Raw genomic sequence first — 21,342 nt, 5'->3', positions numbered from 1 at the left:
CCACGGGCGACCCGCGCGGCCGGCGGCAGCCGCCCGGGCCGGTCCGGACGGACCGGCCCGGGCGCACCCGCAACGGTGTCAGCGGCTGGAATAGGGCAGGAGCGCCATCTCCCGGGCGTTCTTGACGGCGGCCGCGAGCTGCCGCTGCTGCCGGGCCGTGACCCGGGTGACCCGGCGGCTGCGGATCTTGCCGCGGTCGGAGACGAACTTCCGCAGCAGGTCGGTGTCCTTGTAGTCGATGTAGGTGATGCCCGCGGCGTCCAGGGGGTTGGGGCGCGGGGACCGCGCGGGGCGCGGGCGCCGGCTGCGTGCCATGGTGTGCTCCTCGGGGGCTGGTCGTGGCGACGGTGGTCTCGGGAACGTTCGGAACGGGGCGCGGAGTCGCGGGACGGGCCCGGAGACCACGGAACGGGGTCGAAGGTCGGGAGTCGGGGGGACAGGGGGAAGGCCAAAGGGACGGGGAACGGGGCCGGACGGTCAGGGGACGGGGTCCAGGAACTGGTCGAAGACGGCCGGGAAGTGCTTCCACCGCTCCGGCCCGCCCGCCAGCTCCGCGTCCGTGAGCAGGCAGGACTCCAGGACGGTGGTGAGACCGTCGCGGTCGAGCCCGGGCGAGGTGAAGACCAGGTGCTGGCAGCGGTCCCCGTGCTCGGGGTGCCAGTCGAGCGCGGCGGCGGCACGGCGCACCGGCGGCACCATCTCCCACGCCGCGTCGGGCAGCGAGGCGAGCCAGGGCCCGGCGCTCTCCACGCACAGCGCGCCGCCGGCCGCGTCCCAGGCCAGCAGGGTGTCGGGCCGGTCGGCGAGCCAGAACCGGCCGCGGCTGCGGACCGCGGCGCAGCACAGGTCCTCCAGAGCGTCGTACAGGCGCTCGGGGTGGAACGGACGGTGGCTGCGCCAGACCAGGGTGGCGACCCCGGCCTCGTCGGCCTCCTGGGGCAGCAGGGCGCACGCCGGGTGCTGGGCCGTCGCCGCGCTCTCCACGTCGAAGCCGGCGAAGGCCAGCCGGACGAGCTCCTCCGAGTCGAGCGGCACACGGTGTGCGGTCGGGTGCAGTTGCCGCAGGAGTTCGAGGTCGTCCGCGTCCGCCGCGTCCTGGTCGACGACGACGTGCACGCCCGGGTACTCGAGCTGACGGGCCCAGGTGTCGCCCACGGTGCGCTGGTCGGAGGCCGCGGCCGCCAGCCCGGCCTCCGCGAGGTCGTCGCCGTTGCCGAGGCAGGAGAGCAGCAGGGACGGGTCGACGGCCGTCATCACACCGGTCAGGCGCAGCGGTCCCCCGCCGTTCGCCGCCACGACCTCGGCCATCGCCCGGGGCTCGACGGAGTCCCACAGCTCGACCACCGCCAGCCGCGTCGTGCCGTCCCTCGCCAGCCGTTCCAGTTCGGGGACGAGGTCCTCGCGCAGCGCGCAGCAGGCGCAGTCGTTGACCAGGGGCGTCTCCCCTTGTGACCGTTGGCCCAGGGCGTCGCGGACGGTGCGGTGCACGGTGCCGGCGGGCGCGGACGACAGGTCGTGGTGCAGGGCGACGCTGCCGGGTACGTCGTGCAGCAGCCGGTCCACGGTGAGACGGCGCGCGTCGGCGTGCAGCCCCGCGACGAGGACGACCGGCAGCCGGGTTTCCGGAGCCATCAGCGACCTCCGCGACCGTGGCGGCGGGCCGGGCCCCCGGCGGGTCCGTACGCGGGGTGGATTCCGGATGTCATAACGGGTCCTTGTCTGTGTCTGTGTCTGTGTCTGTGTCTGTGCGGGGTGGAGGAAGTCGGCGCCCGGGGACGGGGTGGGCCGACGACTCGTCCGGACCGCGCACGGGGGGCCGATCGCGGCGGCGGAGCGGAGTCCGGCGACCGGGGTACCTCGGGCCGGGCCACGACGGGTAGCATACGACAACGATTTTCATTAACGATAGGGGCTCCCGCCTCGCGGCCCCCGTGGAAGGAGAAGCGCAAGCGTGTCCGCGCACTGCCAGCTGACCGGAGCCCGCCCCGGCTTCGGCAACAAGATCTCCCACTCCCACCGGCGCACCTCGCGCCGGTTCGACCCCAACGTCCAGCGCAAGCGGTACTGGCTCCCGAGCGAGGGCCGGTACGTCCGGCTCGTGCTGAGCGCCAAGGCGATCAAGACGGTCGACGCCATCGGCGTCGAAGCCGCCGTGGCACGGATCAGGGCACGCGGGGAGCGTGTCTGATGGCGAAGAAGAGCAAGATCGCGAAGAACGAGAAGCGCAAGGCGGTCGTCGCGCGCTACGCCGCCCGCCGCGCCGAGCTCAAGGACGTCGTCCGCAGGCCGGGCTCGAGCGAGGCCGAACGGGCCGCGGCCCTGCGGGAGTTGCGCAACCAGCCCCGGGACGCCAGCGCGACCCGTGTGCGCAACCGCGACAGTGTGGACGGCCGCCCCCGCGGCCACCTCCGCAGGTTCGGCCTCTCACGGGTCCGGGTGCGCGAGCAGGCGCACGCCGGGTTCCTGCCCGGAGTGACCAAGTCCTCCTGGTAGGAGGGCCGGCAGGAGCCTCCCCGGCGGCGGGGCCGACGGGGGGTGCGTACGCGTCCCGCGCGGCGGGCCGTGCGGGCGCGTCCTCGCGACACGACCGTACGGCCCGCCGCCGGCGTGCCCCCGCACGCCGGCACGGCGTCAGGACAGGTTCCGCCAGGCGTGGTCGAGGGCGTCGCGCAGGTGCGCGACCTGCCGGGGGGTGAGGCCGTCGGTCATGGCCTCCTCCAGCTCCCGTACGGGCCGCGCGTGGTCGGCGAGCAGCCTGCGCCCGAGGTCGGTCAGGCCGATCAGCCGCTCGCGCCGGTTGGCGGGGTTGGGACGGCGGGCGATGTAGCCGCGGCCCTCCAGTGTGCGCACCATGTCGGCCATGGACTGGGCCGTGACGAAGGAGTCGCGGGCGAGCTGGGCGGCGGTCAGTCCGTCGTGCCGCTCCAGCACGGTCAGCGCCGTGTACTGCAGGGCCGTCACACCGGCCGGCTTCAGGACCTCGTCGAGGCGGGCCCTGACGACCAGCTCGGCTCGCTTGACCAGGTACAGCAGCGAGGGGGCCGCCTTCACGCCCCGTTCGTCCGCCGACGCGACCTCTTCCCGCACGACACCCTCCCGTCCCGGCCGCTCCGGCCGTCCCGTCGGGCGCAGCGGGTCGCGCGCCCTCCGGCCGAAGCGGGTCCCACCCTATCCCGTTGACAGGATTCCTGCCGAAGTCGAGAGCCGAAGGCCGGGAGCCGAAGACCGAGGGGTGAAAGCGGAGAGCCCAGGGCCGGGGACCGAGGCACTGGGGCCCCCGACCCGGTCCGCGGCCGGTGCCGGTGCCGAACCGGCCGATGCCCAGGTCCAGGAGCGCGGCCGAAGGTGTGCCACTGTTCCGGAGACCGAGCAGGTCGGTGCCGGTCAGGCGCGGGCCGGGCCGGGCGGCGCCGTCACGGGCGGGGCCGGTGAGGACGCAGGACGCCACGAAGAGGGGTACGCCGGCGCCGTGTCCGGCCCGCCGCGCCCGCTCCGCCCACCGTCGTCCGCTTTGCCCGCCGGTATACGCGCACCGGCCGTACGACGGCGCTCGCGGAGCAGGTGACGGCGACGGGCGCCGCGGTGGACCACACTGTCTCCGCGGCGCCGTCTCCCCCTTCGCGCGCTCCCTCCGTGACTCCCCGCCCGGCGGCCCGCCCGTTCCGCGCGACCGTCGGAGGCGCCGTGCCCGTGTGTCAGGGCAGGGCCAGGACCTTCCTCAGGGTCTGTCGCAGGGTCGCCTCGGCGTCCTCCGCCGCGCCCGGGGAGCGCCAGGCGACGAAGCCGTCGGGGCGGACGAGGACGGCGCCCTCGGGTGTCGTGCCATAGCGCTCGGTCCAGCGCACGCCGTCCTCGACCACGAGGTCGGCGCCGGGTCCCGTGCCCAGCCGGTACGGCGTCAGCGGGACGGACGTCCCCTCGGCGAGGCGGAGGGCGGCCTCGTGCCACGCTCCGCCGGCGTCCGCGTCGCTGAGCAGGACCAGGCAGCACTCGTGGAGGTCGAGGGTGGAGACGCGCTCGTTCCGGTGCCGTACCCACAGGTGGGGTGCCCTGCTGCCGGGCTCTCCGGTCAGGTCGAGCGTCTCGGGGACGACCGGGGCGGCGGGGTCGGTGCCGACGACGGCGCCGCGGGGGTAGCGGTAGCCGAGGGCCACGCCGAGGAGGCCGCTCCTGCGGCCGCCGCCCACGGCGGGCGGCGGGGTGAAGCCGGGGTGGCTGTGCTCGGCGGACCGGTCGGCCGCGCGGGCGCTGGTCGCCTCCGCGATCGGGCGGCGCTCCGCGTCGTAGGTGTCCAGCAGCCCCTCGCCCGCCCAGCCGCCGAGCACCGCGGCCAGCTTCCAGGCGAGGTTGTGGGCGTCCTGGATGCCGGTGTTGGAGCCGAAGGCACCGGTGGGCGACATCTCGTGGGCGGAGTCGCCGGCGAGGAGGACGCGCCCCGACCGGTAGGAGCGGGCCACGCGCTGGGCGGCGTGCCAGGGGGCCCGGCCGGTGACCTCCACGTCGAGGGTGTCGTCCCCGACCGCGCGGCGGATGTGGTCGGCACACCGTTCGTCGGTGAACTCCTCCAGCGCCTCCCCGTGTTCGGGGTGCCAGGGGGCGTGGAAGACCCACTGTTCGCGGTTGTCCACGGGCAGCAGCGCGCCGTCGGCGCCCGGGCGGGTCAGGTAGCAGACGATGAAGCGCCGCTCGCCCACCACCTCGGCGAGACGGCGCGAGCGGAAGGTGACGCTGACGTTGTGGAACAGGTCGCCGGGTCCGCTCTGCCCGATGCCCAGCCTTTCCCGGACGGGGCTGCGGGGGCCGTCGGCCGCGACGAGGTAGGCCGCGCGGACGGTCGTGCGCCGGTCCGTCTCACGGCTCCTGACCACCGCGGTGACACCGTCGGAGTCGGCGTCGAACGACATCAGTTCGGTGCCGAAGCGCACGTCGCCGCCGAGCTTCTCCGCGTGCTCGCGCAGGACCGGCTCCAGGTCGTTCTGGCTGCACAGGCACCACGAGGAGGGGCTGAAGCGGGCCAGGCCGCCACCGGGGTCGATCTCCTTGAACAGCCACTCGCCCGCGTCGCCCACCAGGGAGGGCGCCTGCAGGATGCCGTGGTTCCCGGCCAGTGTGGCCGCCGCCCCCCGGACGTCCCGCTCCACGCCCGCCACCCGCAGCAGTTCCATCGTGCGGACGTTGTTCCCGCGGCCGCGCGGATGGACGGAGGTGCCCGCGTGCCGCTCCACCAGTGTGTGCCGTACGCCCAGCCGCCCCAGGAACAGTGAGGTCGACAGACCGACCAGGGAGCCGCCGACGATGAGGACCGGGACGTCGAGACCGGCCCGCTCGGCTTGTGGGTTCATAAGCAGTACTCGCCTCCAGCGTGTGGGATTCACCGGCCGGGCCGGACCCGGTGCGGTCCTCATGCATGCCCTGCGCCGGGTGCGGCGGACCGGGCTTCACCCGCTTAACCCGCCCGGTATGCGGCGTGTCGGAGGATGCCCCACGATCGTGCTTACGCAACCGCCACATCCAAGGACAATACGTGACGGTTCACCCCTCGGCCCCCGAGACGACTCCTTCAGGAAGAGGTGTGCTCGATGCCGGTCCCCGCTGCCCTGCCGAAGAACACGGAGGGCATCTCCCTATCCGCCTTCGACGGATCCCGACTACGCGTCGTCCTGATGCTGGACATCCACGACGGCACCCAGCAGGAGTTCCTGGACGCCTACGAGCAGATGCGCGACCGGGTCGCCGCCATGCCGGGCCACATCAGCGACCAGCTGTGCCAGAACCTCGAGAACCCCACGCAGTGGCTCCTCACCAGTGAGTGGGAGAGCGCGCCGCCCTTCCTCGCCTGGGTCAACAGCGAGGAGCACCTGGAGCTCGTCGCGCCCCTGCAGAACTGCGTCCGCGACACCCGCTCGATGCGCTACACGGTGCTGCGCGAGACCACGGGCGCCGGCGCCGGCTCGCGCACGGTGCCCCGCCACGCACCGGAACCCGCTCCCCGTGTGGGGGAGAACGTGGTCCGGCACGCCCTCACCTTCACGGTCAGGCCCGGCAGCGAGTCGAAGGTCGCCGAGATCCTCTCCGACTACACCGCGCCCGCCGCCCGGGTGGACGACACCACCCGCCTGCTGCGCACCTCGCTGTTCCTGCACGGCAACCGCGTCGTACGGGCGGTGGAGGTCCGCGGCGACCTGCAGGCCGCGCTGCGCCACGTCGCCCGGCAGCCCGAGATCCGCGCGGTGGAGGAGGCGCTCGACCCCTATCTGGAGCAGGAGCGGGACCTGAGCGATCCGCGCTCCGCCCGCCTGTTCTTCACCCGGGCGGCGCTGCCCCCCGTCCACCACGTACGCTCCGGGCGGCCGGCGGACGACAGTGTGCAACGGTGTGCGCTGCACTACCCGGCCGGGCCCGGCGCGGGGACCGCGCTGGCGCGCGTGCTGGCGCGGCAGGACGAGGCCATCGCCGCCGACCCCGACGGCCCGGTGCTGGCCGCCACCGTCTTCCACCGCGACGACCTCGTCGTACGGCTCGTCGACGTGGCGGGCGACCCCGAGGACGCGCCCGCGTCCGTGCTGGCCCTGCACGACCCGGCCGGCACCGCCGACGCGGCGCCGCTGCTGGACACGGCCGCGCTCGGCATCGACGGCCCCCTGACGGACCACACCACACTGCTGCGGCTGCTCGCCCGCATGCGTATGCGGCCCCTCACCGACCGGCGGTCCCCGGTCGCCTGAACCGGCCGCCGCCCCTCATCCCTTCCGTGTTCCGCCTCACCATCTCCGGAGTGATCGACATGGCACAGCCTCCCGCACGCATCGTCTCGCTCACCGACATAGCGCCCAACCGTCGGCGCGGTGGTGACGTCCGCGCCCTCCTCACCCCGACCACGGCAGGCTCGACCAGCGGCTTCATGGGTGTGGCCCTGGTGGGGCCCGGGGAGCGCATCGCCGAGCACTACCACCCCTACTCGGAGGAGTTCGTGTACGTCACGGACGGCATGTTCGAGGTGGACCTCGACGGCGAGGCGCACCCTCTCGCCACCGGGCAGGGACTGCTCATCCCCCCGTACGTGCGCCACCGCTTCCGCAACGTCGGCGACGGCGAGGCCCGCCTCGTCTTCCACCTCGGCCCCCTGGCCCCGCGGCCCGAGCTCGGCCATGTCGACACGGAAGGGAAGGACGCGGACGAGGTCCGTCCCGCCGCGGCGGCCGCCGAGGCGGTGTCGTGACGCGGCGTCGGGTCGCCGTCAGCGGCATAGGCGTCGTCGCCCCGGGCGGCATCGGGGCGGGGCAGTTCTGGGACCTGCTCTCACAGGGCCGTACGGCCACGCGCCGCATCTCCCTGTTCGACCCGGAGGGGCTGCGCTCGCAGATCGCCGCCGAGTGCGACTTCGACCCGGCGGCGCACGGACTGGACGCCGGCACGGTCGAGCAGTGCGACCGGTACATCCAGTTCGCGCGGGTCGCCGCAGCCGAGGCGGTCCGGGACGCGGGGCTGGACCCGGCGCGGGAGGACCCCTGGCGGGTGGGTGCCACCCTGGGCACCGCGGTCGGGGGCACCACACGCCTGGAGCACGACTACGTCCTGGTCAGCGAGCGCGGTTCACGGTGGGACGTCGACGACCGCAGGGCCGGACCGGCCCTGCACCGCGCCTTCGCGCCCAGTACCCTCGCCTCCTCCGTGGCCGAGCAGTTCGGCGTGCACGGCCCGGTGCAGACCGTCTCCACCGGCTGCACCTCGGGGCTGGACGCGGTCGGCTACGCGTACCACACCGTCGCCGAGGGACGGGCCGACGTGTGCGTCGCGGGCGCCGCGGACTCCCCCATCTCACCGATCACCATGGCGTGCTTCGACGCCATCAAGGCGACGTCGCCGAACAACGACGACCCCGCCCACGCCTCCCGGCCCTTCGACGCGGACCGGAACGGCTTCGTCATGGGCGAGGGGGCCGCCGTGCTGGTCCTGGAGGACCTGGAGCACGCGCGGGCCCGCGGCGCCGAGGTGTACTGCGAGATCGGCGGGTACGCCACCTTCGGCAACGCCCACCACATGACCGGGCTGACCAAGGAGGGCCTGGAGATGGCACGGGCCATCGACGCCGCCCTGGACCAGGCGCGCCTGGACGGGACCGCCGTCGACTACGTCAACGCCCACGGTTCGGGCACCCTGCAGAACGACCGTCACGAGACCGCCGCGGTCAAGCGCTCGCTGGGCGCCCACGCCTACGCGACCCCGATGAGTTCGATCAAGTCCATGGTGGGCCACTCGCTGGGCGCGATCGGCGCGATCGAACTGGTCGCCTGCGTCCTGGCCCTGAAGCACCAGGTGGTGCCGCCCACCGCCAACTACACGACCCCCGACCCCGAGTGCGACCTCGACTACGTACCGCGGACGGCCCGCGAGCGGACGCTGCGCACCGTGCTGTCGGTGGGCAGCGGCTTCGGCGGCTTCCAGTCCGCCGTGGTCCTGACCGGGACGGGCACCCGAGGAGGCCGGCCATGAGAGAACGCAGGAGGGATCCGCGGCACCGCGGCGCGGCCGTCACCGGCCTCGGCGTGGTCTCCCCGCACGGCGTCGGCGCCGAGCCGTTCTGGAAGATGACCGCCGACGGCACGAGCAGCCTGACGCGCCTCGGCAGGGACGGCTGCGAGAACTACCCCCTGAAGGTCGCGGGCGAGGTCCGCGGCTTCGACCCCGCCGCGCTGATCGAGGAGACCTACCTCGTCCAGACCGACCGCTTCACCCACTTCGCGCTGACCGCGGCCCAGCTCGCGCTCGACGACGCGCGCTGGGGCCCCGCCGACGCGGCCTCCCCCTACTCCGTGGGCGTGGTCACGGCCGCGGGCTCCGGCGGCGGGGAGTTCGGACAGCGCGAGCTGCAGAACCTGTGGGGGCAGGGCCCGCGTCACGTCGGCCCCTACCAGTCGATCGCCTGGTTCTACGCGGCCAGCACCGGCCAGATCTCCATACGCAACGACTTCAAGGGTCCCTGCGGTGTGGTGGCCGGTGACGAGGCGGGCGGTCTCGACGCCCTGGCGCACGCGGCCCGGACCGTGCGCCGCGGCACCGACACGGTCGTCGTCGGTGCCACCGAGGCCCCCCTGGCCCCGTACTCCATCGTCTGCCAGCTGGGCTACCCCGAGCTGAGCAGGAGCGGCGACCCGGGGGGCGCCTACCGGCCCTTCACCTCCGCCGCCTGCGGGTTCGCACCCGCCGAAGGGGGCGCGGTGCTCCTGCTGGAGGAGGAGCGGACGGCACGGGAGCGCGGAGCCGAGGTACGGGCGACGGTGGCCGGCCACGGGGCGACCTTCACCGGCGCCTCCCGCTGGGCGGAGTCACGGGCCGGGCTGGCGCGGGCCATCACCACCGCGCTGGCCGAGGCGGACTGCCGGCCCGAGGAGGTGGACGTCGTGTTCGCCGACGCCCTCGGTGTCCCCGAGGCCGACCGGGCCGAGGCGCTCGCCCTCGCCGACGCGCTCGGTCCGCACGCACGGCGCGTCCCCGTCACCGCGCCGAAGACGGGAACGGGCCGCGCCTACTGCGCGGCGCCGGTGCTCGACGCGGCGACCGCCGTACTGGCCATGGAGCACGGGCTGGTCCCCCCCACGCCCAACGTGCTCGACATCTGTCACGACCTGGCGCTGGTGACCGGCCGCGCGCACCCCGCCGAGCTGCGCACCGCGCTGATCCTCAGCCGCGGACTCATGGGTCTCAACTCGGCGCTCGTGCTGCGCCGGAGCGCGGCGTCATCCTCTCACCGAAGGAGCACACTCGTATGACCGATCAGATCACCTACCAGGTCACCGTGGCGGACCTGGCCGCCCTGATGAAGCGCACGGCTGGCGTCAACGTCGACCCCGACGACCTGGGGCGGCAGGCCGACGACGGCTTCGACACCTTCGGCCTGGACTCCCTCGGGCTGCTGGGCATCGTCGCCGAGCTGGAGAAGCGCCACGGGCGGAGCCTGCCCGAGCAGGCGGAGCGCTGCAAGACACCCGCCGAGTTCCTCGCGCTGGTCAACACCTCTCTGCAGACTGGAGCATGACATGGCAGGCCACACCGAGAACGAGATCGTCATCGCCGCGCCGATGGAGCTCGTCTGGGACATGACCAACGACCTCCAGAAGTGGACCCGGCTGTTCAGCGAGTACGCCTCCGTGGAGATCCTGGACCGCGACGGCGACCGCACCACGTTCCGGCTCACCATGCACCCGGACGACAACGGCAAGGTGTGGAGCTGGGTGTCCGAGCGCGTCCCGGACCCCGTCACACGCACCGTCGTGGCGCGCCGCGTCGAGACCGGCCCCTTCCAGTACATGGACATCCGCTGGGAGTACGCCGAGACGTCGGAGGGCGTCCGGATGCGCTGGATCCAGGACTTCGCGATGAAGCCGGACGCCCCGGTCGACGACGCCTGGATGACGGACAACATCAACCGCAACTCCCGTACGCAGATGGCGCTCATCCGGGACCGGATCGAGCAGGCCGCCGGTGAGCGGCCCGCGGCCGCGCTGCTCGCCGACTGAACCGCCCGGATCGGCCGGAACCGGCTGGAAGGAACCCGATGCACCACACCCTGATCGTGGCCCGCATGGCGCCCGGCGCGGGACCGGACATCGCCAAGGTGTTCGCCGAGTCGGACCGGGGCGAACTGCCCCACCTCGTGGGAGTGACCGGACGCAGTCTCTTCGAGTTCGGTGACGGTGTGTACCTGCACCTCATCGAGAGCGAGGACGACCCGGCCCCCACCATCGCGAAGCTGACCGGGCACCCGGAGTTCCGCGAGGTGAGCGACCGGCTCTCGCAGTACGTCTCCGCCTACGACCCGGAGACCTGGCGCAGTCCCAAGGACGCGATGGCGCGGTGCTTCTACCGCTGGCAGCGGGACACGCCGAGCTGACACCGCGTCGCCGACACCGCGTCCGGCCTCCGACGCCGCCGGAACGGAAGCAGCCCTTGCGCGTGGGCCCGGGCGGACAGCCGCCCGGGCCCACGCGCGGTGCGTCGGGGCGGAGGAGGCGGCCGGCCGCCCCACACCGTGTGACACCGGTCACACGCACGCCATCGCCGGTCCATCCGCCGGTTCCCGCCGCGACATCCGGGCAGCCGGGCGCCGACCGACCCGGCCGACCGGCGAACACCCAGGTCGGCGCGAGGCCGATGGACCGATGGGGCACGCATGGGAAATCCGCCGGCCCCCACGCACCGACGCGGCCCGCGCGGAGCCGCCTAACACCACCATCGTCTCCGAGGTCGAAAACAAGCCACGCGGACCCGGCGTTATACCGGCCGATCAACCCTGAAACAGGTCCGCGGAGGGACACCCTCGTGGCGGCGGCGCGCCGCCGCGAGCGCACCGCCGGAGCCGCTCACAGCGGCTTGCGCCCCATCGCTCACTCCCGTCCGCCGTATGCCGTACCGCCCCATGCGTTCGGCCGACGATGCGCCCGAAGGATCGGCGCAAAAGCACCGCGTGACGCCCCGCGATCATCGTGGCACCCACGGTGACCTGCGCGCCGTCCGGATGCGCGCGGCGCGGGAGCGAGGGTCCGACACCGGCCGGGACCGAGCCGTCACGGCCCCCTCCGAAGTGACGAACTTTTTACGGGGACCCTTGCCCCTGCCCCGTCCGCGCACGGACGGGGCAGCCCGCGCGGCTCCCCTCGCGCGCCGCGGACGCACCGTGGGGGCCGGGCCCGGAGGCAGTGTCCGAAAGCACGTCTTGTCCGGCGCGGGGGATCAGCTGAGGATCCCCTTAGCAAAATTTGACGCGTCCATGACTCAACCATGAGCCGGGCGTGAAGTTTTGCGTCCACATGGCCCGGCCAACCCCACGGGCCTGACCCCACACTGGAGGATCCGGTGAATCTCAAGCGGTTCTCGTCCTTCCGCGCCGCGTCCAAGGGTGCGAGACTCGGCGCCTTCGCGGCCGCGCTGGTCGCCGCCTCGGCGCTGACCGTCCCCTCCGCGCTGGCCGAGGAGGCCCCCGCGAAACTCGGCGCGACCCAGCTGGCCCAGGCCAGCGAGGCCGTGCTCGACGCCGACGTACCGGGCACCGCCTGGTACACGGACAAGGCCACCGGCAAGATCGTGGTGACCGTCGACTCGACCGTCTCCGCGGCCGAGATCAACAAGATCAAGTCGGCCTCGGGCGCCGTGCAGATCAAGCACACCGAGGGCGTGTTCAACAAGCTCATAGCCGGCGGGCAGGCCATCTACGCGGGTGGCGGACGCTGCTCGCTGGGCTTCAACGTGCGCAGCGGCAGCACGTACTACGCCCTCACCGCGGGCCACTGCACCGAGATCGGCAGCACCTGGTACACCAACTCCTCGAACAGCGCCGTCCTCGGCACCCGCGCCGGCACCAGCTTCCCGGGCAACGACTACGGCCTGATCCGGCACTCCAACTCCGCCAACGCCGACGGCCGCGTGTACCTGTACAACGGCAGCTACCGCGACATCACCGCCGCGGGCAACGCGTCCGTCGGGCAGTCGGTGCAGCGCAGCGGCTCCACCACCGGCCTGCGCAGCGGCACCGTGACGGGCCTCAACGCCACGGTGAACTACGGCGGCGGCGACATCGTCAGCGGCCTGATCCAGACCAACGTCTGCGCCGAGCCCGGCGACAGCGGCGGCGCCCTCTTCTCGGGCACGACCGCGCTCGGCCTGACCTCGGGCGGCAGCGGCAACTGCACCAGCGGCGGCACCACGTTCTTCCAGCCGGTCACCGAGGCCCTCAGCGCGTACGGCGTGAGCGTCTTCTAGTCCGGCGGAGCACCACGCACCTCCACTTCCCGGTCGGCGGTCCCGTCCTCTGGACGGGACCGCTCGGCGTCGGGCCTCAGGTGCGGGTGCGGGAGCGAGTATGGGTGAAAGCCTTGCGGTCCGTCACCAAGTACGGTGCGAGGCGCGGAGGTCGAGGCGGGGCGCCCTCGGCGAAGGGTGGCACAGGACACGTTCCCGCCCGGATTGCGTCCGGCGACGACTCGGGAAGTCATACGGGCGCCATGATCACTCCGAAGGGAGCACGACGCCCCGTGACGCTCGTAACGCCTCCCCCCATACCCAGGGCCGCCGGGTCGCTCCCCCTCCTGGGTCACGCGGTACGGCTCATGCGCGACAACCTCGCGTTCATCGCCTCGCTCCGCGAGAACTACGGCCCGCTGGTGGAGATCACGCTCCAGCCGGGCACCCGCACGGTCATCGTCCAGGACCCCGAACTCGTCCGCACGATGCTCACCGACCTCGGGCCGAGCCTGGACAAGGGCCGCTTCTTCGAGAAGATGGGCCAGCTCCTGGGCCGGTCGGTGGTCACCGCCGCAGGACAGGAGCACGTCCGCAAACGGCGCCAGCTCCAGCCCGCCTTCGCGCGCCCGGAGATCGCCCGCTACGTGGACATCATGCGCGACGAGGCGACCGCCGCCGTCGGCACGTGGGAGACCGGCCGGGTCCTGGACGTCCGGGAGGCGATGGTGGGGCTCTCCCTCGACATGCTCGCCAAGACGGTGTTCTCCGGCAGCCTGGAGGAGTCCGCCTTCCGGCGGCTGCGCGACGACCTGTCGGTCGTGATGAACGGCGTCGGCGCGCGCGTCATGCTCCCCGACTGGGTGGAGCGGCTGCCGCTGCCGTTCAACCGCCGCTTCGACCAGGCGCGGGAGGCCGTCCGCGCCACCATCGACCGCGCCGTGGAGAGTCTGCAGGCCTCCGGGCGCGACACCGGCGACATGCTGTCCCTGCTGCTGCGCGCGACCGACGAGGAGACGGGCCGACCTCTGACGGGGGATCAGATCTCGTCCGAGATCCTCACCCTCGCGGTGGCCGGGACCGAGACCACGGCCTCGGTGCTGTCCTGGGTGCTGTACGAACTGGCCCGCGACCCGGACGTCGAGGCCCGCGTCCTGGCCGAGCTGGACGAGGTCCTCGGCGAGGAACCGGTGGCCTTCGGCCACATCACCCGGTTGCCCTACCTCAAGCGTGTGATCGACGAGGCCCTGCGGCTGCACCACACCGGATGGCTCGTCACCCGCCGCACCGTCACGGAGACCCGGCTGGGGGCGTGGACCCTGCCCGCCGGCACCGAACTCGCCTACTGCCAGCACGCCCTGCACCGCGACCCGGAGCTCTATCCCGACCCGCTGCGGTTCGACCCCGACCGCTGGCTGGACAGTGCCGAGCCGCCGCCCACGGGCGCGTACCTGCCCTTCGGGGCGGGCAGGCACAAGTGCATCGGGGACCGCTTCGCCCTCACGGAGCTGGTCACTGCCATCGCGACGATCGTGCGCAGGGTGCGGCTCGGCCTCGCGCCGGGGCAGACGGTGCGCCCCGTCGCCCAGGCGACCGTCCGCCCCCGCACCCTGCTGATGACCGTACGGCCGCGCGAGGGGGCCGGGGGCCCGCGCACCGGACACGCCGCGGCCTGAGGACGGCGCCGGGCGGCCCGGGGACCGGGCCGCTCCTCCCCGGCCGCGGGGCGGCCCGGTCCCCGGGCCGGGGGCTCCGTTCACAGTGCCGGCACCGTTCGCACCGTCGGCACCGACACCGTTCACACGGCCGACGCCGCCTTCGCCGCCGGTACCGCGGCGGTGACTACGACGAAGCCCGCTCCCCCTGTTCGAGGGCGACGAGCAGCCGGTCGAGCACGGGCAGGGCCGCCGCCAGGGCCTGCCGGTCGGCGGCGGACAGCCCGGCGCCGGCGGCGGTCAGCGCGGCGGCGCTGGCGCGGTCGTAGCGGTCGAGCAGGGTGCGCGCCTCGTCGGACGCGGTGAGCACCGCGGTCCGCAGGTCGTCCGGGTGCTGCTCCCGCGTCACCAGGCCGCTCGCCGTCATGGACCGCAGCAGGTTGCTCAGGGTGGACGGCGCGATCCTCAGCCGGGCCGCCGCCTCGCGCGGGGAGAGCCCGCCGGGCGCGCCGGACAGCGTCCGGAGCAGTTCTATCTGCGCCTCCGGCAGGTCGGGGAGGTCCGCGGCCTGCCGGGTGGCCCGGAGTACGGCCCGCCGCAGAGGGCCGAGGCGCCTCCCCAGGCCGGCCGCGGCGGCCGCGGCACTGTCTGTCGTGTGCATGCGTCCAGTCTGCACTCCCACCGTTTTGTTTTGCAGCAAAACAGTTTTGTGACAAAATCGCCCGTGGGGCGCGCACAGCGCCCCTGGCACGAGGCAAGGAGCACCACCATGTCGAGCGAGCACGTGACCACCGTCGCCGACCCCGTCCCGCCGCAGGACCTCTCCGGGATCGTCGGGCACCGCTTCATCTACACCTACGCCAACGGCTGGCAGTACGAGATGTACGTCAAGAACGCCACCACCATCGACTACCGCATCCACACCGGCATGGTCGGCGGCCGCTGGGTCAAGGACCAGGAGGTCGACCTGGTGCAGCTCGCCGACGACGTCTACAAGGTCTCCTGGAACGAGCCGACCGGCACCTCCGTCGTCGTCAACGTCCTGCCCGGCCGGCGCGTCCTGCACGGCACCATCTTCTTCCCGCAGTGGATCGAGCAGGACGGCGGCAGGACCGTCCTCTACCAGAACGACCACCTGGACGAGATGCGCGCCTACCGCGACGCCGGGCCCACGTACCCCATCTACGTCGTCCCGGAGTTCGCGCGGATCACGCTGTTCGAGTACGTCGGCGAGGACGACGAGAGCGTGGTGTCCGTCGCCCCCGCGGACCTTCCCGCCGGCTTCGCCGACCGCACCGACTGAGCGCACGGACACGGACGACGCCATGGCATCTCCGCCTCCTGAGCTGCGTTCTTCGCACACCTTTCGGCCCGCGTCGCCGCACCGATCGGCCTCGGCCCGGCGTCCGGCGGCCACCGGCGGCCGGTCCCGATCACCGGTGGCACCTTCGAGGGGCCGGACGTGCGGGGCAGGGTCCTCCCGGCGGGGGCCGACAACCAGGTGCTGCGCACCGCCGCACCGACCGAGGCCGTCGCCCAGTACGCGCTGGAGACCGACCGCGGAGAGCCCGTCGCGATCCGCAACGCCGGCATCCGCACGGGCGCCGCGGAGGACATCGCCGCCGTCGTCCGCGGCGAGGAGGTGCCGGCCGAGCGCGTCTGCTTCCGCGGCACGCCCCGCTTCGCCACCGCGTCCCCCCGCCTCGCCCGGATCGACGAACGGCTCTTCGCGGCCCGCGGCGAACGCCGCCCCGACACCGTCGAACCGGACGTCTTCCTCCTCGGCTGACGTGTGTCGCCCGCCGGGGCCGGGCGCGGCCCCGTCCCTCCGTCACTCCCGGTCGGGGTCCTCGGGGTGCTCCCCGGGGCCGTCGAGCTGCGGTGACAGCGGGGTGGGCGACAGGTCGGTGGGCTCCTCGCCGTGCTCCAGGAGGGTGTTGGCGGCGCCGATGATGCGCGGGTCGGCGGCGCCCACGGCCTCCTCGTCCTTGGACGCGTAGTCGCAGCGCAGCAGCAGGTGCCGCATGGCCTCGATGCGGCCCCGGCGCTTGTCGTTGTTCTTCACCACGGTCCACGGGGCGTGGGGTGTGTCCGTCGCCCGGAACATGTCGACCTTGGCCTCGGTGTAGGCGTCCCACAGGTCCAGCGAGGCCAGGTCGGTGGGTGACAGCTTCCACTGTCGCACCGGGTCGACCTGGCGGATGGCGAAGCGGGTGCGCTGCTCGTTGCGGGAGACGGAGAACCAGAACTTCACCAGGACGATGCCGTCGTCGGTGAGCATCTTCTCGAAGACCGGCGCCTGGGCGTAGAAGTGCCGGTACTGCTCGGGCGTGCAGAACCCCATGACCCGCTCCACGCCCGCCCGGTTGTACCAGGACCGGTCGAAGAACACGATCTCGCCGGGCGCGGGCAGGTGGGTCACGTACCGCTGGAAGTACCACTGTCCGGCCTCGCGCTCCGTCGGCTTCTCCAGGGCGACGACCCGCGCGCCGCGGGGGTTGAGGCGTTCGGTGAAGCGCTTGATGGTGCCGCCCTTGCCCGCGGCGTCGCGGCCCTCGCACACCACGACGACGCGCTGCCCGGTCTCCTTCACCCACCTCTGCAGTTTGAGCAGCTCGATCTGCAGGATCCTCTTCTGGCGCTCGTACTCCTTGCGGCCGAGCTTCTTGTCGTACGGGTAGTTCTCGCGCCAGGTGTCGAGGGGCCGGCCCTCGGCGTCGAGCAGGATCGGCTGCTCGGGCCGCTCCTCGTCGACGAGCAGGCCCTCCAGCAGGTCGACGTCGTCGCGGGTGCCCGCGGCGTTCGGAGGGATCGCCTCTCGCGCGGGTACGGGTTCGGCCACGTGCGGGTCCCTTTCTCGGACTTTTCCGGGCTCTCGGACCGGTGCGACCGGTACGCAGGGTTCGGACGGCCCGCCCGGAGGGGGCGGGGCGGAACAGTGGGTCAGAACGGCATGTGGCCACGGGCCTTGCGCCCCGTGGAGCCGCTGCGGCCCACCGCACGGGAGCTGCTGTTGAACGGCTTGCTCAGCCAGCGGCCGAGCCGGCCCGGCGCCTTGCCCGCGGCCTGCGAACCGGCCCCGAGCGTGCGCTGCGTACCGCGCTCGGGGTGGCGCGACAGCCGCGGCACCAGGAAGGCCAGGACGAGCAGTACGGCACACACCGCCACGATGCCTGCGACGACCATGACACACCTCACCTCTGTTGGCTGGCAGAACGAGCGGCCCGCCGGGCTCGCGGCGCCGCGTTTGGGGACGCGGCGGGCGACCGGCGACCGCACAGTGGTGCGCATGCCCGGGGGTACCGGAATTACGCCGAACGTGTGACGTGAAGAAAGGCGCGGCGGGAGGAACGGCGGAAACGGACCGCGCGAGGGCCCGGGGCGGCACCCCGGCCACCCGGTGATCGGCGTTCGGTGTCCACGGCCGGGCACCGTCGGCCGTCGGCGGCGGCCGACGATCGGTGACGGGTGATCGGTGACCGTGATCGGTGACCACCGGTGATCGGTAAATCGTTCGTGCCGGAGCGCGTCCTGCCCGTAGCGTGACCCGGCCGACGGGCCGCGGAGCGGCGGCGCGCGGCCCGGTGCCTCCGCGCCGGACATCGGAGCGCCGGACGACGACCACACGAGGGACGGTAGCGGTGGAACAGTGTCACGGATTCGCCGACGAGCGCTTCGGGGCCGTGGCCGACGCGTTCTCGCGGAACTTCACCGAGTTCCCCGAACTGGGCGCGGCGGTGACGGTGTTCGCGGGCGGCCGCAAGGTCGTGGACCTGTGGGCGGGGGTCGCGGACGAGCGGACGGGGCGGCCGTGGGCCCGGGACACGGTGGTACCGGTCTTCTCCTGCGCCAAGGGCATCGTGAGCCTCTGCGTCCACCTGCTCGCGCAGGAGGGGCGCCTCGACCTGGACGCGCCGGTCGGCCGGTACTGGCCGGAGTTCGCCCGGCACGGGAAGGAGGCGATCACCTGCCGCATGGTGCTCGGGCACCGGGCCGGGGTCCCCGTCCTGGACCGGGTGCTCTCCTTCGAGGAGATCGCCGCCTGGACGCCCGTGGTGCGCGCCGTCGAGGAGCAGCGACCGCTGTGGGAGCCGGACACCGCGTACGAGTACCACGGTCACGTCTTCGGCTTCCTCCTCGGCGAGGTCGTCCGGCGCGTCACCGGACTCACCCCGGGCGCCTGGTTCCGCCGGGCGGTGGGCGACCCGCTGGGACTGCGCGCCTGGATCGGGCTGCCCGCCGCGGAGGCGGACGGCCGCGCCCGGCTCTTCGAGGCCGAGGGGCGGCCCGGGATGCCGGGGCCCGAGCACCTGCTCACCCGCATCGTGACGATGAACGGCGCGCTGGTCTTCCCCGGTCTCGACGAGCCCCACGGCTGGAACGACCCGGCCCTGCTCGGCATGGAACTGCCCGGCGCCGGCGCCACCGCGTCGGCGGGCGGACTCGCCGGGCTGTACGCGGCGGCGGTGACCGGCGTCGACGGCCGGGAGCGGCTGCTGGCACCGGACACCGTCACGGACGCGGTCCGGGAGGTGTCGTCGGGCAAGGGCTGGCTGGGCTTCGACGCCGGGGCGCGCTGGGGCTCTGGCTTCCTGCTGGACTCGCCCGGTTTCCGGCCGCTGCTCGGGCCGCGCAGCTTCGGCAACGACGGGGCGGGCGGTCAGTTCGCCTTCGGCGACGACGGGTTCGGCGTGGGGTTCGCCTACGTCGCCAACCGCATGATCGGCCACGGTGACGCCCGCGCCACCCGCCTGGTCTCGGCGGTGCGCGGGTGCCTGGAGGGCTGACGGCCGCGGTGCGGTCCCTGCCCGCCCACGGCGTCCGTCCGGCGGGCGGCCGCGGGCCGGTGCCTGCCTCGGCGGGCGGTCGCCGTGGCGCCCGGTCCCGGACCGCGGTTCGGCGGACACGCGGGACGCGATGCGCGCGTCCGCCGAGGCGGACGCGCGTGTGAACGGTGTGGGGCGCGGCGGCCTCCGCGGCAGGGGCGGGCAGGACCGCGGCGGGTGCGGCACCGGCCCGCGGCCGGACGTGGAACCGCACGTCGAGGCGTCGCCGCCGGCCGAGGACACGCGTACGGCGGCGGTCCGCGCCGTCGACCGCGGCCGCCCGCTGCCGGCCGACGTGCGTGCGGATGACCGTCACGGGCCTGGTCCGACCTGCTCCGCTCCGCCTCCGGCGCCCCGGGCCGTACCGCTCCGTGCACGCCTTCGCGTACGTGCCCGTGGCCGTACCCGTGTCCGTGTCCGTACCCGTGCCCGTGTCGGCAGGCCGCCGGCCAGGACCTTCGTGACGACCCGTGGGTGGAGCAGTGCCGTCGGCCGCGACAGCATGTTGAGCACGCGGACGAACCTCGTGTACACCTCCGGCTCGGTGGTCGAGGCGCGCAGCACGCCCCGCAGGTACCACAGTGCCATCCGGTGCGGCAGCGACGGTGCGCGCTGCTGCCAGCCCCAGTCGGTGGAGGTCGACAGCAGCCACGGTTCGAGCGTGAGCCGGGCCAGCCTCCGCTGGAAGCGGCGCGTGACGCCCGGCGGCAGGCTCGCGTACGGGGACGGGGACGGGGACGCGCCCGGGAGTGCGGCCGCGCGGCGCGCGTGGGGTGCGAGGACCTCGCGCAGCAGGGCGGCCTCGAGCGCGGCCACGCCCATGCCCTGCCCGTAGACGGGGTTGAAGACGCAGACCGCGTCGCCGAGAGCGACCAGTCCGTCGGGCCAGCGCCGCAGACGGTGGTAGGCCAGGCGGCGGTTTCCGGTGAGCGCGTACGTCCGGGGCGATGTGCGCGGGCGCAGGGGCGCCAGGACGTCGGCGAGGGGAGCGCGCAGGGACCCGGCGAACTCCGCGAAGCCCTCGTCGCCGTGCGGCGGGCGGTCGTCCCCGACGCCCTGCAGGGTGACGAAGAACCGCCCTTCCTCGACCCTGGTGGCGAAGCAGCCGCGGCGGACCGACGGGGCCTGGAGGAACTCGACCATGAGCACCCAGTCGGGCCAGCGGCCACCGGGGTTGTCGTACAGACGGGAGGCGTAGCCCACGGGCGCGTCCAGCACGGTCTCACGGGGGTGCGGCAGTCCGAGGTCGGCCAGCCACGTGGGCAGATGCGAGGAGCGGCCGGCGGCCACGACGACCAGATCGGCCTTCAGTACGAAGGTGCCGGCGTTCCGGCCGGCGGCGCCGGTACCGGTGTTCCGTACGCCGGTGCCGGTGCCGGTGCCGACGTCGGCGTCCCGTACGCCGGTGCCGGTGCCGGTGCCGGTGCCGACGTCGGCGTCCCGTACGCCGGTGCCGGTGCCTGCGTCAGCGTCCCGTACGCCGGGGTCGGTGCTCCGGTCGTGGGCGGTCACACCGGTCACACGTCCGCGGGCCGTGTCCAGTCCCACGACCCGGCAGCCGTCCCGCAGGCGTACGCCCGGCAGCGCGACGACCCGCCGCCGCAGGTGGAACTCCAGGAAGGGGCGGGTGAAGGCCTGCAGGCGCACGCCCATCGTCCCGGAACGCGGTGCCCAGCCGTCGGCGAACAGGGCGCGGGCGTCGGCGCCGGCGTCGAACACCGGCGCCCCGGCTTCACTCAACTCCTGCCTGAACCCGGGGAACATGGCCTCGATCAGCGCGCCGCCGCGGGTGGTCAGCGCGTGGATGTGGTGTGCCTGCGGCACGCCGGAACGCGGGGCGCGCCCCGTGCCGAGACGGTCGCGTTCGACGAGTGTGACGCGGCGGAAGCTGTCGGACAGGGCACGGGCCGCGAGCAGACCGGCGACGCCCGCACCGACCACGACGGCCTCCCCGAAGGGACGGGCCTCGCCCTCGAGGGAGCGAGCGCCGTCCTCGGAGGAGCGAACCTCGTCCTCGGAGGAACGGGCGTCCTCCGCCGCCACCGGTACACCGCCCGCCGAATCCGCCGGCCTGGCCGGACTCACCGACGGCTGCTCGTCCGCAGGTCGGCTCATACGGCCACGCT

21 protein-coding genes and 1 pseudogene are annotated in these 21,342 nt (G+C 73.8%); 14 read left to right on the top strand and 8 right to left on the bottom strand.

Translation table 11 applies throughout. The features are described 5' to 3' along the window. Positions 1-78 precede the first annotated feature (78 nt). Together rpsR and IE271_RS23660 are read right to left on the bottom strand one after the other, a co-directional pair. The gene (gene rpsR / locus IE271_RS23665; RefSeq protein WP_190192420.1) at positions 79-315 is read right to left on the bottom strand and encodes a 30S ribosomal protein S18; all 237 of its coding nucleotides are present in this window, start codon (positions 313-315) and stop codon (positions 79-81) included. Between the two features lie 162 nt (positions 316-477). Further along, complete coding sequence (locus IE271_RS23660; RefSeq protein WP_190192419.1) at positions 478-1,632, bottom strand: CobW family GTP-binding protein; 1,155 nt, start codon at positions 1,630-1,632, stop codon at positions 478-480. Positions 1,633-1,951: 319 nt separating this feature from the next. On the opposite strand from IE271_RS23660, the gene rpmB reads away from it, so the two are divergent. Together rpmB and rpsN are read left to right on the top strand one after the other, a co-directional pair. After that, the gene (gene rpmB / locus IE271_RS23655) at positions 1,952-2,188 is read left to right on the top strand and encodes a 50S ribosomal protein L28 (RefSeq protein WP_190192418.1); all 237 of its coding nucleotides are present in this window, start codon (positions 1,952-1,954) and stop codon (positions 2,186-2,188) included. Then, a complete protein-coding gene (gene rpsN / locus IE271_RS23650; protein ID WP_190192417.1) occupies positions 2,188-2,493 on the top strand; it encodes a 30S ribosomal protein S14 in 306 nt (101 codons plus the stop codon). The genes rpmB and rpsN overlap by 1 nt, the downstream gene beginning before the upstream one ends. Positions 2,494-2,631: 138 nt before the next feature. Here rpsN and IE271_RS23645 read toward each other — a convergent pair whose 3' ends face one another. Further along, positions 2,632-3,087 carry a MarR family winged helix-turn-helix transcriptional regulator gene (locus IE271_RS23645; protein WP_229919519.1) on the bottom strand — a complete coding sequence of 152 codons (456 nt, stop codon included), beginning with the start codon at positions 3,085-3,087 and terminating at the stop codon, positions 2,632-2,634. A 608-nt stretch (positions 3,088-3,695) separates the two neighbouring features. After that, entirely contained in the window at positions 3,696-5,342 is a 1,647-nt protein-coding gene (locus IE271_RS23640; RefSeq protein ID WP_190192416.1) for an FAD-dependent oxidoreductase, read from the bottom strand. A 237-nt stretch (positions 5,343-5,579) separates the two neighbouring features. Here IE271_RS23640 and IE271_RS23635 point away from each other — a divergent pair, with 237 nt between their 5' ends. From IE271_RS23635 to IE271_RS23595, 9 genes are all read left to right on the top strand, one after another. Continuing rightward, positions 5,580-6,725, top strand: a complete 1,146-nt coding sequence (locus tag IE271_RS23635; RefSeq protein WP_190192415.1) for a SchA/CurD-like domain-containing protein — start codon at positions 5,580-5,582, stop codon at positions 6,723-6,725. 59 nt (positions 6,726-6,784) lie between these two features. After that, the gene (locus IE271_RS23630) at positions 6,785-7,219 is read left to right on the top strand and encodes a cupin domain-containing protein (RefSeq protein WP_190192414.1); all 435 of its coding nucleotides are present in this window, start codon (positions 6,785-6,787) and stop codon (positions 7,217-7,219) included. Beyond that, the gene (locus tag IE271_RS23625; RefSeq protein ID WP_190192413.1) at positions 7,216-8,493 is read left to right on the top strand and encodes a beta-ketoacyl-[acyl-carrier-protein] synthase family protein; all 1,278 of its coding nucleotides are present in this window, start codon (positions 7,216-7,218) and stop codon (positions 8,491-8,493) included. Before IE271_RS23630 ends, IE271_RS23625 begins: the two co-directional genes overlap by 4 nt. Beyond that, complete coding sequence (locus tag IE271_RS23620) at positions 8,490-9,770, top strand: ketosynthase chain-length factor (RefSeq protein WP_190192412.1); 1,281 nt, start codon at positions 8,490-8,492, stop codon at positions 9,768-9,770. Before IE271_RS23625 ends, IE271_RS23620 begins: the two co-directional genes overlap by 4 nt. Beyond that, on the top strand, positions 9,767-10,036 hold the full coding sequence (locus IE271_RS23615; protein ID WP_190192411.1) for an acyl carrier protein: 270 nt from the start codon (positions 9,767-9,769) through the stop codon (positions 10,034-10,036). Before IE271_RS23620 ends, IE271_RS23615 begins: the two co-directional genes overlap by 4 nt. 1 nt (position 10,037) lies before the next feature. Further along, entirely contained in the window at positions 10,038-10,517 is a 480-nt protein-coding gene (locus IE271_RS23610; protein WP_190192410.1) for an SRPBCC family protein, read from the top strand. A gap of 38 nt (positions 10,518-10,555) precedes the next feature. After that, positions 10,556-10,891, top strand: coding sequence for a TcmI family type II polyketide cyclase (locus tag IE271_RS23605; protein WP_190192409.1), 336 nt, complete (start codon positions 10,556-10,558; stop codon positions 10,889-10,891). A gap of 962 nt (positions 10,892-11,853) precedes the next feature. After that, positions 11,854-12,756 (top strand): S1 family peptidase, encoded by a 903-nt coding sequence (locus tag IE271_RS23600; protein ID WP_190192408.1) that lies wholly within the window; start codon positions 11,854-11,856, stop codon positions 12,754-12,756. A 242-nt stretch (positions 12,757-12,998) separates the two neighbouring features. Beyond that, positions 12,999-14,411, top strand: coding sequence for a cytochrome P450 (locus IE271_RS23595; RefSeq protein WP_190192407.1), 1,413 nt, complete (start codon positions 12,999-13,001; stop codon positions 14,409-14,411). A 166-nt stretch (positions 14,412-14,577) separates the two neighbouring features. Here the strand turns inward: IE271_RS23595 and IE271_RS23590 are convergent, their stop codons facing one another. Next, complete coding sequence (locus tag IE271_RS23590; protein ID WP_190192406.1) at positions 14,578-15,051, bottom strand: MarR family winged helix-turn-helix transcriptional regulator; 474 nt, start codon at positions 15,049-15,051, stop codon at positions 14,578-14,580. Between the two features lie 108 nt (positions 15,052-15,159). On the opposite strand from IE271_RS23590, the gene IE271_RS23585 reads away from it, so the two are divergent. Both IE271_RS23585 and IE271_RS23580 read left to right on the top strand, forming a co-directional pair. Continuing rightward, a complete protein-coding gene (locus IE271_RS23585; RefSeq protein WP_268256215.1) occupies positions 15,160-15,693 on the top strand; it encodes a phenolic acid decarboxylase in 534 nt (177 codons plus the stop codon). Positions 15,694-15,753: 60 nt separating this feature from the next. Continuing rightward, positions 15,754-16,179: pseudogene (locus IE271_RS23580) on the top strand (DUF3237 family protein); the annotation flags it as partial. Between the two features lie 42 nt (positions 16,180-16,221). Here IE271_RS23580 and ppk2 read toward each other — a convergent pair. Further along, entirely contained in the window at positions 16,222-17,232 is a 1,011-nt protein-coding gene (gene ppk2 / locus IE271_RS23575) for a polyphosphate kinase 2 (RefSeq protein WP_373308817.1), read from the bottom strand. A gap of 101 nt (positions 17,233-17,333) precedes the next feature. Further along, entirely contained in the window at positions 17,334-17,576 is a 243-nt protein-coding gene (locus tag IE271_RS23570) for a DUF6411 family protein (protein WP_190192405.1), read from the bottom strand. A gap of 455 nt (positions 17,577-18,031) precedes the next feature. Between IE271_RS23570 and IE271_RS23565 the strand changes: the two genes are divergently transcribed. Then, positions 18,032-19,177 carry a serine hydrolase domain-containing protein gene (locus IE271_RS23565; protein WP_190192404.1) on the top strand — a complete coding sequence of 382 codons (1,146 nt, stop codon included), beginning with the start codon at positions 18,032-18,034 and terminating at the stop codon, positions 19,175-19,177. Between the two features lie 351 nt (positions 19,178-19,528). On the opposite strand, the gene IE271_RS43375 is transcribed toward IE271_RS23565, so the two are convergent. Then, positions 19,529-21,331 carry an NAD(P)/FAD-dependent oxidoreductase gene (locus IE271_RS43375; protein WP_190192403.1) on the bottom strand — a complete coding sequence of 601 codons (1,803 nt, stop codon included), beginning with the start codon at positions 21,329-21,331 and terminating at the stop codon, positions 19,529-19,531. Positions 21,332-21,342 lie beyond the last annotated feature (11 nt).

The sequence above is a fragment of the Streptomyces minutiscleroticus genome (assembly GCF_014650875.1).
In the GTDB taxonomy this organism is placed as follows: Bacteria; Actinomycetota; Actinomycetes; order Streptomycetales; family Streptomycetaceae; genus Streptomyces; species Streptomyces minutiscleroticus.
Note: the sequence above shows the minus strand (reverse complement) of the source record. Positions and strands in the feature narration are given on the sequence as shown.

Coding starts and splice junctions, on each gene's coding strand:
- IE271_RS23635 (WP_190192415.1), top strand. CDS start 5,580: ATGCCGGTCCCCGCTGCCCTGCCGAAGAACACGGAGGGCATCTCCCTA.
- IE271_RS23660 (WP_190192419.1), bottom strand. CDS start 1,632: ATGGCTCCGGAAACCCGGCTGCCGGTCGTCCTCGTCGCGGGGCTGCAC.
- IE271_RS23615 (WP_190192411.1), top strand. CDS start 9,767: ATGACCGATCAGATCACCTACCAGGTCACCGTGGCGGACCTGGCCGCC.
- IE271_RS23640 (WP_190192416.1), bottom strand. CDS start 5,342: ATGAACCCACAAGCCGAGCGGGCCGGTCTCGACGTCCCGGTCCTCATC.
- rpsR (WP_190192420.1), bottom strand. CDS start 315: ATGGCACGCAGCCGGCGCCCGCGCCCCGCGCGGTCCCCGCGCCCCAAC.
- IE271_RS23605 (WP_190192409.1), top strand. CDS start 10,556: ATGCACCACACCCTGATCGTGGCCCGCATGGCGCCCGGCGCGGGACCG.
- IE271_RS23610 (WP_190192410.1), top strand. CDS start 10,038: ATGGCAGGCCACACCGAGAACGAGATCGTCATCGCCGCGCCGATGGAG.
- IE271_RS23595 (WP_190192407.1), top strand. CDS start 12,999: ATGATCACTCCGAAGGGAGCACGACGCCCCGTGACGCTCGTAACGCCT.
- IE271_RS23620 (WP_190192412.1), top strand. CDS start 8,490: ATGAGAGAACGCAGGAGGGATCCGCGGCACCGCGGCGCGGCCGTCACC.
- IE271_RS43375 (WP_190192403.1), bottom strand. CDS start 21,331: ATGAGCCGACCTGCGGACGAGCAGCCGTCGGTGAGTCCGGCCAGGCCG.
- IE271_RS23585 (WP_268256215.1), top strand. CDS start 15,160: ATGTCGAGCGAGCACGTGACCACCGTCGCCGACCCCGTCCCGCCGCAG.
- IE271_RS23630 (WP_190192414.1), top strand. CDS start 6,785: ATGGCACAGCCTCCCGCACGCATCGTCTCGCTCACCGACATAGCGCCC.
- rpsN (WP_190192417.1), top strand. CDS start 2,188: ATGGCGAAGAAGAGCAAGATCGCGAAGAACGAGAAGCGCAAGGCGGTC.
- IE271_RS23570 (WP_190192405.1), bottom strand. CDS start 17,576: ATGGTCGTCGCAGGCATCGTGGCGGTGTGTGCCGTACTGCTCGTCCTG.
- IE271_RS23590 (WP_190192406.1), bottom strand. CDS start 15,051: ATGCACACGACAGACAGTGCCGCGGCCGCCGCGGCCGGCCTGGGGAGG.